The organism is Nostoc sp. (assembly GCF_036919575.1).
Taxonomy (GTDB): domain Bacteria; phylum Cyanobacteriota; class Cyanobacteriia; order Cyanobacteriales; family Nostocaceae; genus Nostoc.
This window is the reverse complement of the sequence record NZ_JBALBY010000130.1, coordinates 19,202-38,299: the sequence shown is the minus strand read 5'-3', so window position 1 is coordinate 38,299 and position 19,098 is coordinate 19,202. Positions and strand designations below refer to the sequence as shown.

Annotated in this window: 15 protein-coding genes and 1 pseudogene; 3 read left to right on the top strand and 13 right to left on the bottom strand. The window is 41.8% G+C overall.

What is annotated here, in order from left to right; genetic code table 11:
- Positions 1 to 199 precede the first annotated feature (199 nt).
- Positions 200 to 3,130, top strand: coding sequence for an alanine--tRNA ligase (gene alaS / locus V7K27_RS34980; RefSeq protein WP_334953427.1), 2,931 nt, complete (start codon positions 200 to 202; stop codon positions 3,128 to 3,130).
- A 416-nt stretch (positions 3,131 to 3,546) separates the two neighbouring features.
- A complete protein-coding gene (locus V7K27_RS34975) occupies positions 3,547 to 4,551 on the top strand; it encodes a nucleoside hydrolase (protein WP_334953426.1) in 1,005 nt (334 codons plus the stop codon).
- 7 nt (positions 4,552 to 4,558) lie between these two features.
- Here the strand turns inward: V7K27_RS34975 and V7K27_RS34970 are convergent, their stop codons facing one another.
- From V7K27_RS34970 to V7K27_RS34960, 3 genes and pseudogenes are all read right to left on the bottom strand, one after another.
- Complete coding sequence (locus V7K27_RS34970; protein WP_334953425.1) at positions 4,559 to 5,053, bottom strand: ureidoglycolate lyase; 495 nt, start codon at positions 5,051 to 5,053, stop codon at positions 4,559 to 4,561.
- A 274-nt stretch (positions 5,054 to 5,327) separates the two neighbouring features.
- A complete protein-coding gene (locus V7K27_RS34965) occupies positions 5,328 to 6,347 on the bottom strand; it encodes an RpoD/SigA family RNA polymerase sigma factor (protein WP_334953424.1) in 1,020 nt (339 codons plus the stop codon).
- 638 nt (positions 6,348 to 6,985) lie between these two features.
- Positions 6,986 to 7,165, bottom strand: a pseudogene (locus V7K27_RS34960) (DUF3172 domain-containing protein); the annotation flags it as partial.
- A 432-nt stretch (positions 7,166 to 7,597) separates the two neighbouring features.
- Here V7K27_RS34960 and V7K27_RS34955 point away from each other — a divergent pair.
- Positions 7,598 to 7,771 (top strand): hypothetical protein, encoded by a 174-nt coding sequence (locus V7K27_RS34955; protein ID WP_334953423.1) that lies wholly within the window; start codon positions 7,598 to 7,600, stop codon positions 7,769 to 7,771.
- 174 nt (positions 7,772 to 7,945) lie between these two features.
- Here V7K27_RS34955 and V7K27_RS34950 read toward each other — a convergent pair whose 3' ends face one another.
- The 10 genes from V7K27_RS34950 to V7K27_RS34905 all read right to left on the bottom strand — a co-directional run bounded on the left by V7K27_RS34950 (position 7,946) and on the right by V7K27_RS34905 (position 19,097).
- A complete protein-coding gene (locus tag V7K27_RS34950) occupies positions 7,946 to 8,374 on the bottom strand; it encodes a bifunctional diaminohydroxyphosphoribosylaminopyrimidine deaminase/5-amino-6-(5-phosphoribosylamino)uracil reductase RibD (protein WP_334953422.1) in 429 nt (142 codons plus the stop codon).
- A gap of 72 nt (positions 8,375 to 8,446) precedes the next feature.
- On the bottom strand, positions 8,447 to 8,827 hold the full coding sequence (locus V7K27_RS34945) for a hypothetical protein (RefSeq protein ID WP_334953421.1): 381 nt from the start codon (positions 8,825 to 8,827) through the stop codon (positions 8,447 to 8,449).
- Positions 8,828 to 8,912: 85 nt separating this feature from the next.
- Entirely contained in the window at positions 8,913 to 9,584 is a 672-nt protein-coding gene (locus V7K27_RS34940) for a sugar transferase (RefSeq protein ID WP_334953549.1), read from the bottom strand.
- Positions 9,585 to 9,902: 318 nt separating this feature from the next.
- Complete coding sequence (locus tag V7K27_RS34935) at positions 9,903 to 12,053, bottom strand: GumC family protein (protein ID WP_334953420.1); 2,151 nt, start codon at positions 12,051 to 12,053, stop codon at positions 9,903 to 9,905.
- Between the two features lie 123 nt (positions 12,054 to 12,176).
- Positions 12,177 to 12,392, bottom strand: a complete 216-nt coding sequence (locus V7K27_RS34930) for a hypothetical protein (RefSeq protein ID WP_334953419.1) — start codon at positions 12,390 to 12,392, stop codon at positions 12,177 to 12,179.
- Between the two features lie 78 nt (positions 12,393 to 12,470).
- Entirely contained in the window at positions 12,471 to 13,700 is a 1,230-nt protein-coding gene (locus V7K27_RS34925) for a glycosyltransferase family 4 protein (RefSeq protein ID WP_334953417.1), read from the bottom strand.
- Positions 13,701 to 13,822: 122 nt separating this feature from the next.
- Entirely contained in the window at positions 13,823 to 14,830 is a 1,008-nt protein-coding gene (locus tag V7K27_RS34920) for a glycosyltransferase family 10 domain-containing protein (RefSeq protein WP_334953415.1), read from the bottom strand.
- A gap of 186 nt (positions 14,831 to 15,016) precedes the next feature.
- Entirely contained in the window at positions 15,017 to 16,237 is a 1,221-nt protein-coding gene (locus tag V7K27_RS34915; protein WP_334953413.1) for a glycosyltransferase family 4 protein, read from the bottom strand.
- Positions 16,238 to 16,395: 158 nt separating this feature from the next.
- Positions 16,396 to 17,238 (bottom strand): hypothetical protein, encoded by an 843-nt coding sequence (locus V7K27_RS34910; protein WP_334953411.1) that lies wholly within the window; start codon positions 17,236 to 17,238, stop codon positions 16,396 to 16,398.
- A 560-nt stretch (positions 17,239 to 17,798) separates the two neighbouring features.
- Entirely contained in the window at positions 17,799 to 19,097 is a 1,299-nt protein-coding gene (locus V7K27_RS34905) for a hypothetical protein (protein WP_334953410.1), read from the bottom strand.
- Position 19,098: the final 1 nt, after the last annotated feature.

Here is a 19,098-nt window from a genome sequence, read left to right as displayed (position 1 = left end):
GGCTACGCCTACGCGCATCCTGCCAGAGTAAGGTAATTAATGGTGTAAAAACATCCTAATCACTGCATATAGCTCACCGACTGGCACAATTCGCTAGCAGTAATATGAAACAAAATGCAAGAATATATAAAGCTATTTATGAAAATACACTTACCTAGTGCCGCTACGCGGAAATCTTAAAGTCAAAAGTTAAAAACCTATGTCTTCAAATCCCCAGTACCTAAGCGGTAACGAAATTCGCAACATATTTCTCGACTTCTTTGCCCAACGGGATCACCAAATTCTCCCAAGTGCCTCCCTCGTGCCAGAAGACCCAACCGTGCTGCTGACGATCGCGGGGATGTTACCATTTAAGCCGATATTCTTGGGGCAGCGCACACCAGAATTTAAGCGGGCTACGACTTCGCAAAAGTGTATCCGCACCAACGACATCGAAAATGTCGGACGCACTAAACGGCATCACACGTTTTTTGAGATGCTGGGTAATTTCAGCTTTGGTGATTATTTTAAAGAACAAGCGATCGCTTGGGGTTGGGAAATTTCTACAGAAGTCTTTGGCTTCTCCCCAAAAAATCTCGTCGTCAGCGTTTTTGAAGATGATGATGAAGCCTTTGGAATTTGGCGCGATCAAATCGGTGTGCCGGTTGCGAGAATTAAACGCTTGGGCGAAGATGATAACTTTTGGGTATCTGGGCCGACTGGGCCTTGTGGGCCTTGTTCAGAAATATATTACGACTTCCACCCCGAACGCGGTGACGAAAATATAGATTTAGAAGACGATTCCCGGTTCATCGAGTTTTACAACCTGGTCTTCATGCAATATAACCGGGATGCGTCAGGCAATTTAACGCCTCTGCAAAACAAGAACATCGACACCGGCATGGGTTTGGATAGAATGGCGCAAATTCTCCAAAAAGTACCCAATAACTACGAAACTGACCTGATTTTTCCTATCATCCAAACAGCCGCCCAAATTGCTGGCATTGATTACCACAAAAGTGATGAAAAAACCAAAACTTCCCTAAAAGTTATTGGCGATCACGTTCGTTCTGTTGTCCACATGATCGCTGATGAAATTCGCGCTTCCAATGTGGGACGGGGTTATGTGCTGCGGCGATTAATTCGGCGCGTGGTGCGTCATGGGCGATTAATTGGGATTTCTGACGAATTTACCACCCAAGTTGCTGAAACTGCGATCGCACTTTCCGAATCAGCTTACCCCAATGTCCGCCAACGGGAAGCAGCAATTAAAGCTGAACTGCAACGGGAAGAAGCTAATTTCCTCACCACTCTCGACAGAGGCGAAAAACTTCTAGAGGAAATCATCCAAGAGGTGAAACAGCAAGGGAAAACTTCTATTAGCGGTGAAAGTGCCTTTACTTTATATGACACCTACGGTTTCCCCCTAGAACTTACTCAAGAAGTTGCCGAAGAAAATCATCTGACAGTCGATGAAGCGGGATTTAATACCGAAATGCAAAAACAGGTGGAACGTGCCAAAGCAGCACATGAAACCATCGATTTAACTGTACAAGGTTCCCTCGACAAACTAGCAGAACACATCCAAGTCACCGAATTTTTAGGCTATACCCAACCTGCGGCGACGGCGAAAGTCGAAGCGATATTAGTAGAAGGTGTTTCCCAAGAAGAAGCAGAGGCGGGAACACAGGTGCAAATTGTTCTTGACAAAACGCCATTTTATGCTGAATCAGGGGGACAAATCGGCGATAAAGGGTATTTGTCCAGAAATAAAAATCTTTTTAGAGACTTGATCGAAAAGGCTGTAGCTTTGAGTGTCTGGTGGGAGGAAAAAAACGGACAACAACAGGATGAGGCGGGTCAGAAACAAGACTGGCAAAAAGCTGAAAATATATATCAGCAAGCAGAAAAGAATCCAGAGAGTTTCAGAGACTTGATCGAAAAGGCAGTAGCTTTGAGTGTCTGGTGGGAGGAAAAAAACGGGCAACAACAGGATGAGGCGGGTCAGAAACAAGACTGGCAAAAAGCTGAAAATATATATCGACAATGGGCATCAGAAATAATAGATATTTGCGTTGAAGACGTTAAAAAAGAATCTGATTTCTTTGTTCACTTCGGACGCATCGAACGCGGTACACTGCGCGTAGGCGATAATATTACAGCCCAAATTGATCCGGCTTGTCGGCGTCGCGCCCAAGCTAACCATACCGCAACGCACCTGTTGCAAGCGGCGTTGAAGAAAATTGTTGATGATAGCATATCTCAAGCTGGTTCTCTGGTTTCCTTTGACAGATTGCGCTTTGACTTCAACTGTCCCCGCGCGTTGACAGCCGAGGAAGTCCAACAAATTGAAGAACAGGTGAACACTTGGATTGCTGAAGCACATGCTGCGAAAGTGGAAGTATTACCTTTAGCAGAGGCGAAAGCTAGGGGTGCTGTTGCCATGTTCGGCGAAAAATACGGCGAGGAAGTGCGCGTGATTGACTTTCCTAGCGTATCAATGGAATTGTGCGGCGGGACTCATGTTAGTAATACTGCTGAAATCGGCGTATTTAAGATTATTTCCGAAGCTGGTGTGGCTTCTGGGGTACGAAGAATTGAAGCTGTTTCGGGGCCGGCAATACTGGATTATCTCGATCTTCGGGATAAAATAGTTAAGGATTTGAGCGATCGCTTTAAAGTTAAACCCGAAGAATTACCAGACAGAATCACAACTCTGCAAAGCGAACTCAGAACCAGCCAGAAGGAATTAGAAAGCTTGAAGGTACAGTTAGCGATCGCCAAATCTGACAGTTTGCTGCAAACAGCCGAAACTATAGGCCATTATAAAATTATTGTCGCTCAATTAGAAGATGTTGATCCAGAATCTTTGAAAACCGCCGCCGAACGCTTACTGCAAAAAATCGGTAATGGTGCGGTGGTGCTGGGTTCTGTTCCCGAAGCAGGGAAAGTTAGTATAGTTGCAGCTTTTAGTTCTGAAGTGAACAAAAAAGGTTTACAAGCTGGTAAATTTGTAGGTGCGATCGCTAAAATTTGCGGTGGCGGTGGCGGTGGAAGACCGAACTTAGCCCAAGCAGGCGGACGCGATGCGAGTAAATTACCAGAAGCGTTGAGACAAGCACAAAGTGAGTTAAAGTCCGCGTTGGGTTAAAGGTACAGAGTCAACAGCCTAGTAAGCTAAACCACATCTAGTTTGCATATCCAAAATTCATATCACTCTTGTGGGGTGGGCATCTTGCCCGCCCTAATTATGCAATTTGAATGTGGAACAGCTTAGTCTGTCAAGCGAAGTTTGAAGGGTAAAGGAACGAACCGCAAAGAACGCAAAGAGCGCGAAGTTTAAGAGGTAAAGAAGTTAACAATTCAAAATTCAAAATTCAAAATTCAAACATTTTAGACATTTTCAGACGGGGATTTAAACCCCGACTGAAACCGGCGCTACCTGTAGAGCTAGGGGTCTTAAACCCTTTGATTTACGATAAATTTAAAACTGATTCACCTATCAAAGTTTTATTGACAGACCACTAGGCTTAAGCCCCTTGTCTTTTCTATAGAGTCGCAATCACCATGATAAACCTTCAAAATCAGCCCGTCCCAGTGATAGTAGATACAGATGGTGGTGTTGATGATGCCTTGGCTCTGATTATGGCATTGAATTCACCCCAATTAGACCTGAAAGCAGTCACCGTTGTAGCTGGCAATATTAACGTAGATCAGGCTACTAATAATGTGTTGCGCGTAGTGAGTATTGTCAAACCCAATACTTTGCCCATCGTTGCTAAAGGCTGTGAAAAACCACTGGTAAAACCGACCTTCAATGCAGCTGGGATTCATGGTGCAGATGGTCTTGGTGAACTCGATCGCTTTAAGGAAACTGATGGTACACCTCGCTATCCCAAACTTACTATTGAGCCATCTACAGAGAATGCTATTGATCTGCTTCTCAAGGCAGTTCAAGAATACGGCAATAGTCTGACTATTATTGCTTTAGGGCCACTTACGAATGTTGCAACAGCGATTCAGAAAGATGGCGCAACGATGAAAAAAATCGGGCGAATTGTGATCATGGGTGGGGCTGTGACTGTACCCGGAAATATTACAGCAGGGGCGGAATTTAACTTTTTTGTAGATCCCGATGCGGCTCAAATCGTGATGGAATCGGGAATTCCCCTGACCTTAGTTAGTTTAGATGTGACGATGAAAGCTCCCCTAGCCCGCCAAGTTGTTGAAGAGAATTTACAGCATCATCCTTCAAAACTTACCCAGTTTATTGCCGATTGCACTGGAATTTATATGGCTTTCCATCGTGACAATGAAGGCTTTTACGGATGTTATCTACACGATCCCTTAGCTATGGCAGTTGCTATTGATCCTAGTCTAGTCAAAACAGAGTCACTCTATATAAGGGTAGAAACCCAAGGACGATTTACTATTGGAATGTCATTGGCAGATCGACGCGATCGCAGAGATCACAAAGCTAATCCCCCCAATGTTGAGGTTTGTTTAAATGTGGATACTGAACGGTTTATGCAGCTGTTTGCTCAACTTGGTAATCTGCCTGTAGGCATCTGAGATTTAGCTAAACCATCTCAAATTCTAATTGATGACTATTGAGAAAATCATGGGTGAAATGATCCACCATATTTGTATCAGCTAGTTCCAAATTATAAAAATCCACAGCTTCATGGTCAAAATAGGGGCCAGCGTGCCAAGTACCCTCATGTAGCTTGATAAAACAATTCCCCGGAATGCGGAAAGCAGCAATCTCTTCTAATGCTGGTTCACTCACATCATTATCAGGAGGACAAACTGCAATTAACCAATCCTTCCCTGATAAAGAACCCAGACATTGAGTGCATTGCACATGGCGAGTAATTTTGTGAAACTTTCGCCCTCTCTTCTCCAACCGCATAATATAAAATCGGGGAATCCCGTTTTGCAGGTTTAACTGGGCATCTTCCATATCGTAAGCTTTGCCATCAATACTTGCAAAAATCACCTGTCCATAACCCCGAAAATTTTCAGAAGTCACCCATTGTGCCTGCAATTGTTGCACTGTTTTTGATGTACTCATATCAAATCTTTGAGAGAGATTACTTAGGTTTATAAGAAGAATTCAGAACTCAGGAGTCAGAATTCAGAATTGAATTGGAGTCCGACTGGGTAATGAATATTGGTTTAAAACCTTGCCCGCAAGCGATGCCCTGAGCGTGTTCGAAGGGTGGCGCGAAAAAAATTAAAATATTCTCACCTTAAAACTCTATCCCTTTATGGGTAGAGTATTCAAAATTGGTGAATTCTGTATTCTGACTCCTGGTTTATTTTCCCCAAAAATGACTAATAATTATTTAGCTAGCTAGATAACTACGTACTTGTTCTTTTTGCCGTCGGAGGAGACTCAGAGCTTTTTGCTCTATCTGACGCACTCGTTCTCGACTAATACCCATGCGATCGCCAATCTGTGCTAAAGAAAGTTCATAGCCATCAGTCAGACCAAAACGCAAGGTTAATATTTCTCGCTGCTGGGGAGACAGCTTTGCCAACAAGTCTTGTAAGTCTTGGTGGAGAGATTCTTCAACAGCATAGTCTTCAGGAGAAGGGCCATCATCCTCCAGTATGTCCTGCAATTCTGTATCTTGTTGTTCACCAACTCGCGCCTCTAAGGAGAAGGGTTGACGCGCCAAATACAAACACTCTCGAACTTGGGTAGGTGTCAAAGATAACGCACTGGCAATTTCAGCAGTAGTGGGAACGCGACCCAACTGTTGAGATAATTCTCGTTGCACCCGTTTAATTTTGTTCAGTTTCTCAAAGACGTGGATAGGTAAACGAATTGTACGTCCTTGTTGAGCGATCGCTCGGGTGATTCCTTGACGAATCCACCAATAAGCGTAGGTAGAAAACTTATAACCAAGAGCGGGATCAAATTTATCCACCCCTCGCTCTAAACCCAAAGTACCTTCTTGAATTAGATCCATAAATTCCAGGTTGCGGTGCTGGTATTTCTTCGCCACTGCTACCACTAACCGGAGATTAGCCTGAATCATTTTCTGCTTGGCTTGGTGTCCTTTACTTAGCTGTTGCTCTAACACCTCAACACTTAACTCCACTTGATCTGCCCATTCTTGCAGCGTGGGTTGGTGATTTAATTTTACAGCCAATTCTTCCTTAGCAGCTAGTAAATTCATCATTTGCTGCACTTGTTGGGCAAAAATAACCTCTTGTTCGCGAGTCAACAAATCTACACGCCCGATCTCTTGCAGATAACTACGTACAATATCATCTGTACCTCGAGGTTTTTTATCTGCGGCTAAACTTTTTTTCTTCGTTTTTTGAACTTCGGTAGGTGGAGATGTTAAGTTGCTCATGGTTATTTGCTCTTCTGTAACCTCATCAATTTATTGGTATCAAGTCTAGATATTCAGACCCTTAGCCATTTCACACTGCTAATCAATTTGGCAATAATGATGAATTCTGGCCTATGATACATTACAAGTCAATTGTTGGAGATAATAAACCCAAAATCAACCCACCCATTAATAATAACATCTTTACCAGTTACAAATCAATTATCCAAAGTATCATCAGCATATCTTTTCAACTAATTACACCTCCTTTGTTATTGATTTTTGCATTTTTTCAAACACAATTCTGATATTTAGTTTAATTATCCAATATAGTTCCTGGAAAAAATGAATAATTGACCGAGCAACGATTTCATTACCTAAGAGACAAACTACTAACAGCAAATCCCAACATAATTCCGAATTATTAAATCACAGATTTTTTAAGTGTTAATGGTCTGATTATCCTTCTATGTAATTCTGATTAAATGGAATTAATTCAATATAAAATGTCAATTTTTTACCTCTAATTTCTTGCGGAATAATCCAATTATATCAAGCTGGGTACGTCGCGGGCGATCGCTAACCATGAAATCAAGCACTTTTCCTGCTCCCCCTGCTCAAGAATAGCTTTCTTTAGGAGTTCGGTCAAATACTTGTAATTAGGGATTTAGGATGACAAAGACGCGGGTATCTGTGACAATTGCACTTATGTCATACTGCACGCAGATATCTGCATTGGATGCGGTATTATGAATATAATTATTCCTAGAGACATTTTCAGGACTAAAAGTAGTAACAGTGGTAACATTAGCACCAACGATAATACTTGGCAAGACAGCAACACCCCCGTAGCTTGCCGCCGTAGGTCTTACCCTGAGCCTGCGCCGTGCCCTTCCCTACGGGACGCCAGGGGCGAACGGGATCTTGCTACGCGTAGCGTCTCCAAGAGTTGGGCATCGCCACTAATATCCTAATTGAAGCTAAAAGATTGACATTTAGAGGTGGGTAGTTGATACGACAAGATTCCCCACTTCTCCAATAGACATCTCCGAAAAAGAATGTAGAGACGTAGCACTGCTACGTCTCTACAAGGATTCTGGGTAACGCATATTTAATTTCTGGAGATGTCTAATAAGTCGGAAATGATCTCAGACCCTTAACTAAGCAACATCTAACAGCTTTCTTGCTTACTAGTTTTCACCTTCCAGCTATTTTCAGGTAAATAGACCACGCAGTAGGGGTACATCAATGCTCATCCGTGTCAATTTCAGGTGAAAGCCAGCCTAGAACCAGCTTTTAGCAGATTATCTCATTATCTCGTTCCCAGTCTCAGACTGGGAATGCCCCTCATTGAGGCTCCGCCTCCCTTCCTGGCGGCAAAGCCACCAGGAACTGCATTTCCAGCCTCTGGCTGGAAACGAGATTTTAAAGGAGTTTGGGCTTAAGTTGACACCAATGAGCTTTTTCTGTGCCCCTACGACAGATGTGGTTCAAATAAATGAAAACTGCCGTAAGTTGACACAATTACACAGTTGTGAATCTATATAGATGATTGACTTGTTGCAAAGATTTTTGGGAAAATAGTACAACGTTGCAATTTTAACCTAACTTTTCAACCATCACTTTATTAGATATTGGTTAAGAAAAGCATTTACCTCATTGGCACATAACCCAACATTAACTGTCTTTCCTGATTTTCTAAGAATGTCCAATCCTTGACCATTATTACGGGGGTCTGGATCAACTATAGATACATATATTTCATGTATACGAGGATCTTCAGCGATCGCTAAAGCACATGCAGGTGTGCGTCCATGAAAAGAGCAAGGTTCAAGAGTTACATACATTTTCAAGAAGTCGAAAGCTTTGCCTTGAATTTGGCTAAGTGCGTCAGCTTCAGCATGGTGTTTTCCTGGTACCCGCGTGTATCCTTGGGCTACTATCTCTTGGGCATCTATGATTACACAGCCTACTGGTGGATTCGGCAAACATTCAGGCATTGCTTTTCTGCTTTGAGCTAAAGCAGCCAGCATAAATATTTCATCCATATTTTCACGTAAATTATCTAGATAAATTACACTACCCAGAATTAATTATCTCTTGTTAAAAAAATTCCTATATCAAAACTTAGTAACAGTCACACTAATACCAGAATCAAGTTTAGGAACCTTGAGATACTCAATTGGCTCAGAACTTTGGGTATTTGTTGGCTTTTGACATTGCTTAAAAAAAGCGTCTGGGTTCTTGATGAACTCAAGCGGGTTAATATTTTGACAGCCTCGCTCCCGCACTAGCGAAATTGATTCAGCAGTGTGTTTTGAATTATTAGTCTGTCCGATAAAATTACTCCATGTCGTGTTAATGGTGGCTGGTTCCGTCAATAAAACTCCAGCCTGCTGATTGCGATCGTGAAACCGCTCCTTTGGAGCATCGGCTGTTGTCATGGGAACATTCTCTGGGTTGGCATAGGCACTCTGGGGGAGAGCGAGTGCGCTAATCACAACGACTAAGGTAAGCTTTGTCTTTTTAAAAGAGCCGCACCTATATGAATTAGTAATTACAAACTCATAATTGTTAGTTGTGACTCTAGAAAGCGCCAATTCGGTGAAAAATTACGTAAAAAGTTTTGCTAATTAACCATAAGTCATATAAGGGGTGCCAATTTCTTTGGTATTGCAAGTCTAAGTCAACTATTTGTTCAAAATCTGTGACTTGAGACCGACCATTTATTTGCCATTCGCCAGTTAAACCAGGCTTGACATTTAAACGTTGCCAGTGGCGTTTAGTATAATGGACAACTTCATCGGGTGTGGGCGGACGTGTTCCTACCAAACTCATTTCACCTACTAGAACATTCCAAAACTGAGGTAGTTCATCAAGACTAGAACGCCTCAAAAACTGACCCACCTTGGTTACTCGGAAATCATTTTTGTTTTTGAATATCAATCCGTTAGCTTCATTGTTAACCAAAGACTTTAATTGCTCTGCATTGCTCACCATCGAACGGAATTTGCGAATCACAAACGGGCAACCTTGAAGTCCATAGCGTTCTTGAGTGAAGAAAATAGGGCCGGGACTATCAATTTTAATCGCGATCGCTACAGGTACAAATACAATGGCTAGAACTAGTAATCCTAGTAAGCTACCTATAATGTCTAAACAACGCTTAAATTTACACTTTACTGAGATATGTGGAGTAAATTGTAATTCTCTAGTTGTAGCACTTTGAATAATGCTGCGTAATTGTTTGGGGTACATCATTCTTGACAAACTAAAGTGAGTCTATGTTGCTAATAGATTTAAGTACAGAAATAAATCTGCGTAAGAATGTTAATAATTCAAAATTATTGCATTTGCTTAATCTTTGGGTTTAATTACCCTGGTCTGTACGTGGTTTTTGCTTCAGCCTGTAAATTGGCAGAGGTGTTAGTAACTGGCTTTAATTACGAATTACGATTTATCAAGTATGAATGATTGAAGATTCTTCCGATTAATAATCAAATCACTGATTTGTCCAGATTTTATTGTCTATACAATATAGTATTTATACTATATTGTATATGTTTAGAAAAACCTTTATCCCTCAGTATGTTGGAAGCGATCGCCTTTGTTTGCTTTAATCTCATGTTTTGGCGTTTCTTCCATCATGAGCTTACCCTCTTTGTTTGATGCACGCAAGAGGTTTATGGGGTCAGGATTCACATTCACTACTGTTCCTAAAATCGAAGCACCACTGCGTTGTAAATCATCAATCATTTGCTGTGCGATCGCTTTAGGCGTAAAGTCAGGGCGCACAACTAACACAACTCCATCCGTCTCACCACTTAAGGTCATCGCATCAGTGTATTCCAGTAAAGGAGAAGTGCAAATAATTACCAAATCATAAAGCGTCATTGCAGTTGCAATCAATTGTTTCATCGCCGTCGCTTCTATAACTTGGGCATGACGATTGGGGAATCCGCCATATGTCAATACATCAAGACCCTCAATCTCAGTGTGTTGTACCACAGACAGCAGCGATGCTTCTTCACATACAGCATCAGTCAAACCAGGCTGAACCGACAAGTTAAAAAAGTAGTGCTGTAATGGATTAGTCAAATCAGCATCAATCAGCAGTGTTCTTTTAGACAACATTGTTGCTACACTTGCTAAATAGACAGAGACACTCGATTTTCCCTCGCCACTGATACTACTACTGATGAGAATAGACTTCAGCTGGTTTTTGTTATTGAGTTGTAACTTTTTGAGCAACCGACGATAAGGTTCAACTGCTTTTGGATTGTTCAAAAAGCGGTTTAACTGACCCGGTTGTATTCGTAATCGCTCGGTAAGATTTCCCAACACTGGTAGCTTAATCTGATCTTCTACTTCCTCTGCGCTGCCAATCTTTGTATTTAGCATTTCACCCAAAAGAATTACACCGATCGCTAACACTAAACCTGCTGTTGTTCCTAACAGCAAAATAACCATTGGCTTCGGGTTTGCAGGCGAAGTCGGAACGGAAGCCAGCCCAACAATATGAACATTACTGACGAGTTGCGCTTCCGCGATCCGTGCTTCTTCTAACTTATTTTGTAGCAACTTGAGAGTTGTGGCTTCCTGTTCGTGCCTACGGACTAAAGCAGAGAGAATTCGTTGTTTAGTAGGTAACTCAGTCACGCGCGATTGCAAAGCAGCTTTTTGGCTTCTGATAACTTTTAGCTTATCTATTAATGCGTTGTACTCAATTTCACCCGTAATGTACGTAGAGATCAAGCTACGGCTCAAGTCATCAGATGCAACTTCGTTTGCAGGAATCGATGATTCAACAGGAACAATCCGCCTAAGACTTTGATTATATAGAGCGCGTATCTCATCTCGCTTTTGAAGCAAGATAATCACCGATGGATGTTGATCGGAGAAACGACCCCGAGCCTCAATAATTTGCGAGTCTAGTTCAATAAGCCTAGCTCGCAAACCTTTAAGTTCGTCATCTTGACCAGCACGTGATGCTGTATAAGCACTTTGAATATTTTTGCTGCCAATAACTTTTTGAAGTTGTTCACTTTTTCGTTGTGCTTCTTGAAGTTGTGCCATCAATGTGCGTTCTTGATCTTCCAAAGCGGTTAAGCTGTTAGTCAAACTGGTATCTTGAGTTTCCAGAGAAACAATGCTGTTAGCTTGTTTGAACCGACTTTCAGCCGTTTCCGCACGCACTAGCTTTTCTTGCTGCTCCGGGATTCGCCCCTCAATAAACTTCCGAACTGATGAAGCTTGTTGACGAATGGACTCTCCATTTTCTTGCACCATTGCGTTAGATATCGCGTTTAGTATAGCTGCAACTAACTCTGGATCTGAATCCTTGTATCGCAATTCCAGAATATTGGTAGCGGGCACAATTTTTACTCTGAGTCTAGAACCAATTTTATCAATTGAGGTGATTTTATGAGATAATTTTTTATGAGATAGTATCTCCAATGCTCGTTTTAAAACGCGCTCTGAGGAAACTAATTCCGCTTGAGTTGCAATCGGGTTTGCATTTCCTGAGGTTGTATTTGCCGCTAACGCTTGGCCTAGATCAGAAACGCTAACTCTTCGATCATCAAGAGTCAACCGAGCTGAACCTTCGTAAACTGGTGGGGTCGTTTTTAAGTACAAATATGATACGACCAGCACCGAGGCAAAGGAAGCAAGCGCACCCCAAAAATTGCGTTTTAGTGAGAACGCTAACGCTGGCATACTTTTCATGAAATCTTTCCTGTTATGAGAAATATTTTTTGTGCTATCGAAGCTATTAATAGGCTGGATTGAGGATTCCATTGTTGTCGCTTCCAGCTTTTATCAAACAGAATTCAGGAGTCAGAATTCATGTTAGGTATTCTGTATGACTGGCGGATAAATAACCGGGTTTAATACCCCCACCAAATCTACGATTTGGTGGTGCAACAATTCCTGCGCCGGTCCCAATCCCCGACTGATTGATTCTGACGCCAAGCCGAGGAGCGTCTCCGGCTCTGCTCCTGAATTCAGAATAGCTGAATTCTTCTTCAATCTCCAATATTCATAGCTTTTGAGAGAAATAGTCAAGGCTATAAATTGTAGAAGAGTGTCTATTTTTGATGCTGTGTTGACTTAACCGAATGTGGATATCTTCACTAATTTAGATTAGCTGTCTGCTTCCAAATACTTAGTACCGAGTGCTGACTCCCTCAGTGTAGCAGATTTAACCTGATCTGCATATAGTGAGGTTAGTGTCGAAGTAGGAACAGTAAGTGGTTTTGTTGAGATTCTATTGTACAGATCAATAAACTTGTTTGTAATTTGCTCCCAGTTATAGTTCGCGCTTACATAAATTTTTGCTTGTTCAGCGAATTTTTGAATTTCTTGAGTGTTATGGATTGCCCAATCTAGCTTCTCAATACATGAATTAACATCTCCTTTCCGGAAAAGTACGCCTCGATTTTGCCCGAGAAGTTGCCTATGAGGCAAAATATCGCTGGCAAGAATTGGAACACCCTCTGCCATAGCTTCTAGCATTGCCATCGGTAATCCTTCAATATCTGAAGGTAGCACAAACAACCCCGATCCTCTCACAATTTCCGCCAGGTGAGCACCCAAGAGTGGACCAGTAAAAAGAATATTTGGATTGTTGTTAGCTAAACTGAGCAACTTTGCTTTAAAGGTGGGAGAATCATCTCCTCCGACTAAAACCAGTTTCCAACCTGATTTTGGAAGTGATTGAAATGCTTTTATCAACAGATCAGGACACTTTTCAGGAACCAGCCGGCCTAAGAACACCATGTACCGTCCTCGCTGCAAACCCAACGAGGAAGTCCAAGTAAATTTAGTATCAGAAGCAGGATAGCTGGCTGGGGCGTTAGGAATATAGGCAGAGTCTCGACTGTAGTTGTTAATAAAGTATGATTGCAATGCACCAGACACTACAACCATTTCATGGGCACTGGAAACAGCAATTTTTTCACCCAGCAAGATAGACAACCGCGCCAGTTTTCCCCATTTTGCACGTTGCCAGTCTAAACCGTGGCAAGTGACCACAACCTTAGCTGGTGAGATCATGCGCGTTAACCAACTGAATAACGATGGTCCTAAAGCATGAAAGTGAACAATGTCATAATCTCCAGCTGTTAGCATAGCGCCTAATGCTGAACTAATGATTACATCTGAACCGCCCACTTTGGGACACGGTAGAGAAATCACTCGAACTCCTTTGAAATCATATTGTCTAAATGCAGGCATTCTTGTGTAAAAAGAGCGAGCAAAGAGGTCTACCGAGTGACCCTGAGCAACCATGCGTGGATAAATTTCTGCACAATGATGTTCGATACCGCCTTCTTCTGGGGGCAACCCTTTTGCACCGATAACTGCAATCTTCATGTTCTATTCAGGTAAATGAAACTTTTGGAAAATAATACTAATCCGCACTTAAATTAGACCAATTTAAAAAATAAATTGGACTCAAAAAAGTATTATGGGATAAGTTATTGATTCTATATATCTCAGAAATATGCTTTTATTTCTCGATCTAAAAAAGCAAATAAATTTTGCTCATAAAGAATCTTATTGCGAGCTTCTAAGATAGCAGGGAGGCGTTTTTCATATTCACCAGATTCAATAATCTCTTTAATCTTTTCCGAGCAGTTTGGATCGTGAATATCAATTGGAATATAGCACTCTTCGGGTAAATACTTGTTTATATTTGGGCTGCCATAATATAGCGGTAGAGAGAAAGAAAGTAGACAGTCTGCAATTTTTTCAGTCCAGTAAAAAGGAACAATACTGTTTTCCACAACAATCGAGTATTTACAAGGAGAAAGGACTTCCCATTTTGTTGGTGCAATTCCCCGATAATTTGAATATTTATTGAATTGATTGCTTCTTCCCCAAAGCGAAAACTCTAAATTGCTAGAAACTAAGCGTTCAATAAAGTCCAACCGCGCTTTATGCCCTTCTAGAGTTTTGAGACCCGAAGAAATCATACACAGCGTTTCCGTCTTTTGAGGTAAGGAAGCTTTCGCAAGAAAGTCCCAACTACGATCAACATGCATTAAAACGTAGGGTGGGGAAGGCACATATTTAGTTGGGTATCGTTCGTATAGATCTGGGCAGTTGGTATAAAAACGGGAAATTTTGTGATGTTCATTCGGTTGATCCAAGCGAAACAGTTTGACATAGTCCGGTGGTTCCATGTGTAAGCCCCACACTTTATCTGGCGTAGGTAAGTCGATCGCAGGTAAAGGGTTTCCTGCATAATCGTGCGTACTAGTATTTAAGATTACGTATAGATCTGCCTCTCCTTCTCCCAAAAACAATGTGTTTCCCCACTGACAAGATCCTTTGGGTGTTTGATCGGTGATTCTTTCCCAAAGTGTTGGAAAGTTAGAAATCAAGCGAACTGTGACTTCAATTCCTCGTTTTTGCTTGTCGCTGGCAGACAATCCTAAAACCTTACGCTTTTGAATGGCATGAGCTAACTTTTCTAGCTTGGCTGTGAGCTGAACTTGCATGGCGATGAAAGACTCTTAGAGAATAGTAAAAAAAAAATCTATTGAATAGAGGCAATGCGGCTTTGCATAAATGCGGGATGAATTTGCGGTTGAAACCATTGAAAATTCGTGACAAACTTGGCGAAATCATCCCATGATTTAGCAAGGCCAGGCAATGCTATTCAAGCCTGAGTTAAATCAGCAGTTTTAGGCAGACAATCGTTCGTGTACTTGGCGTGCCTGCCAACGCTGCATCATTCTGGCACAAACGTCTTTGACGATCGCGCTGGCGTGAAAAGGTTTAGCCGCATCAGTACAGGCTTCTACTGGAAAATTTTGCGGGCAGGCAAGCACTTGCTCGATCGCAGCAGCCAGCGCTTCAGATGTTCGCTCCTTGCAAACTACGCCAGATTGAGGCGTCAGCAAGTTGGGCGTTTCACCGCAATGAGTTGTGACGATGGGTGTACCACTGGAGAGCGCTTCTAATACTACGACTGGTAAGCCTTCATAGAGGCTTGACAGTACAAAGACACTGGCAACACGTTGTAGTTTTGCTAATTCGCTGTGTGGTAGTGCTCCTAGCATCGTGATGCGATCGCTCAAGTTGAGGCGGGCAATTTCGGCGCGAATCGGGTTTTCCAGATCGCCTTCTCCAGCAATCAGTAAGTGAGCGTTGGTATCGGCAAGTATTGCCATTGCTTGGATTAGTAACAAAGGATCTTTCTGGGCGTGCAGTCTACCCGCAAACAGAATGAATCGAGTCTGCTCTTCAAGACCAAGCGATCGCGCGATCGCTCGTTGAGCTTGTACACGCTCGGTCGCAGACAGTGCAAAGAACACATCATCATCAACCGTATTTCGCAGATATTGCACGCGATCGGCATACATCGGATAGCGCTCTTTGTAAAAGGCTGCCGAAGCAGTATTGCAAGAAAAAATTTCGGTAAACTGAGGCACAACTTGACGTTCAATCGCAAAATAAGCAGATGGAAAATACTGCCAAAGGATACTGCCTTTCTGGGTAGAAGTTTGGATCTGTTGTTGAATATCGTTGTGAATAAACAAGGTTTTGTCTCCTGACCAGTGCCGCGTTGCTAACGTCGGTTCTAGCCGATGAAAGTGCATAAAATCCGACGCGAGGGAACGACGAAATAATGCAGCAGTGTAGCGAATCGAGTCTGGAATCAAACTTTTGCCGTTTTCTTTCGGCTGTGTAAATAAAGGCATGAACTGAATATTTCGACCCATCAAATTCATTTTTTGCCAGATTCCGGGTTCAACCCGCTTCTCTACTTGGGTTCCGACTAGCCGCACCTCAAAAGTGTCAGGTGCATACTTGAAGAAAGAACGAATGACAGTTTGGATACCACCTAAGCTCTTGCTCCACGGGTCAAACTGGTAAAAAACCGTTACAACAGGTCTACGCATGAGTCTCTGACATGAAGAATTATTATGGTGTATCGTGATAACTAAATATTACTTTTGAAGGATAAAAACATGGTTTTTTCGCCTACCTTAACAAAGCCAGTATCTATAGGCAAATAGAACTGTTTAAAGTAGATTACTGTTTTGATTTCTATAGAGCGTTATCTGATCATTTTAATTAACTCTGACTTCATTAAATAGGTTAAAGTTCTCGGGCGGATTAAATCTGACCAGGAATCATATGGTGTGTTTCCATAAGAATTAATTAGTTGGGGATTAATATAAATTTTCCCTCCATTTTTTCTAATTTGTCTATGAAATTCAACATGTTCACAAACTTCATTATTGTCATTTCCGCCGCTATATCTACAACCTAAAATTGAGTTAATCTTATAAAGTGCAAATCCACCAAATGCAGATTCAACTTCGATAGGTGGTGTCTCTTTAGGAATAAATATTTGCCGTCTTTTAATAAATAACTTTTCAGAAGGAATATATCCAAAGATATCTTTGCAAGTGTTAATTTCAGTCCAGCAATCTCCTGGACACCATTGTGGATGTCTCAAAGCCCAAATATCATAATACTTTATCAGTTGGTTTGCAGTCATGACATCCCAATTATCATATTCAAAGCAACTGAAAACACTTTTAGGGCTAAGAAGGTTATTAATCCCGTCCATATCAAAAACGCCCAGGTAATCAAAGGCTCTTAACTTATGACAACTCTCGATTATTTCTAAAAACTTATTCCTACAATAGGCAATTCTATGTGTCCTTAATGGTAAATCATTCAACAAAGAGCCTAAAGAAATTATCATGATATTTGGATTTTTTCTTTGATAATCCTTTAACATCTCTATAGTTTTATCGTTAGAATCACTCTCAATAATTATAAATTGGCATTGATCGAATAATACTGAGATTTTATCTAAAGTTTTAAATGCTTTATGTAAACCTTTTTCACCGTTGCGAACTGTGCCAGCAATAACAATTTTTCTTGCCATTTTTTTATGGGTAAACTGCATGAAAAAATTAAGCCTAAGTTGGTAGACAAGAATAAATCAAAGTATGTTTAGCAATCAATACCTTGTCCTAAAGGACACGCTACGCGAACGCCAATTTACGAGGGTGAGTTGATGGTGCTTGAACTATTAACTTCCCAGGGCTATTTCGTTCTAGACAGAAACCGCCCAGAACTGAAGTTCTTTGGCTTTTAGCTAAAGTCCGTTAAAACGGACTAGAACCTTTTCTTAGTCGTCTTTAGACGAATGAGTGCTATTAGACTCAGAATTCATTCTGAGGCGGACTAGATGAGAATGAAATAGCCCTGATTAACTCCCTTTTCTCAGAGGCTTGGCAAAAACAATAAGTTCTAAAAATTCCTTTAAGGTTTCCCACAAGGTTTTTTTAACGTATTGACCACAGCATAAGGGTTTGAGATGATAAACTATCTTTTAAGCGAAACGCTTATGTATGGGTAATTTTGGCAAAACTGGCAAAATTTTTGTAGGCTCTTATTTTGGCAAAGGTATTGGCAATGTAAAATAATTGAGCAAAGTCCTGCCTACCTTTTAACCAGAGGAGGAACTACATAGAGTTTCTGATTTTTGAGAACAGATAACACTTGAGCATCAACCGCATTCACCCCTCCGTAGGGAGCGAACTCTGCTGCACTGAAGTTACCTTTGATGTCAAAGTCCCTAACGCCAGTATCATCCATGTACCAACCGTAGCTTTGAATCGCTTCTAAAATGCGCCGGGCGGGGAGTGAAAGATTTAAACTGGCTAAATTGAGATTGGGATCTAGCTGCACCAAGAACCCATATCCAAGCAAGCCCCGATTGTTTTGGTCGATAGATTGGTCATAGTTACTAGCTGGATAGACAATCGCTTTCCAGGCATTGCGAACCGGACCCGATAGGGCGTGAGGAATTGGTTGTTGAGGATTAATTGCTTCTCCAGGACGAATCAGCGTTACGATATCTGATTTATTTGCAGCGTTAACTCCGCCTGCATCTCCTAGACTTGGGAGTTGATCGGGCTGTTCAATATGCATTGCCGACCAGTCACCAAGCAAGGGTTGACAGTTTTCGATGCTTCCCCAAGTAGCTACAGTTTTGTTTGTGGCGCGATCGAGCCAAACCACTGTCCGATCCGATTGATTGCGAGGTACTCCATTGCCAGTACTGCCGAGTTTGGTATTAGCGCTGTCAGGAATATGCCATTTGACGTTTAATCCAGTCCAAGGATTGAGCTGGGGACAAGTGCCAATTTTCGCATATTGATTTGCTTGCTCCAAATAAATCGTGCGGATTGGATCACTAGCACTGCCAATGACAACTCCAATGCCAAATTCATCAGAGCCATCACCAGATGGTCCTAAAGTTGAGATGTGACCACTTTGAACATAACCAGTCGGAAGTAGCACACGAGGAAAATTAGTCGGAATTTTTTGATAAAAAGGAGCATCAATTGAGTAAGGCTGAGGATAACTTCCATCTAAAGGTTGGGGTGTTTGCTTAGACCAGTTCTGAGGCTTAAGTTTACGAAGTTCGTTTTTATCCAACGAAATATCAATCCCGACTGATTGATACATACGAATGATTTCTTTGCGCTTCTCGGCGTAACCCGATTCTAGGGTAATCCCTGGTGTTGCAGTTTGGTCATAGATTTGCTCAACTGTACGTGAGCGAGCTGTGAGATGCGGCTGATACTGACTGAGTTCGTTACTAAAGGCAAGGTTGGAGACATCTGCTGCATTAGCCGTGAGCGAGGGCGAGTTGCGAGTGAAACAACTGCTTACTAGAATGACTAAAGCAAACAACGCAATGTAGGAAATCGCAGCTTGCATTCTCTTATTCATA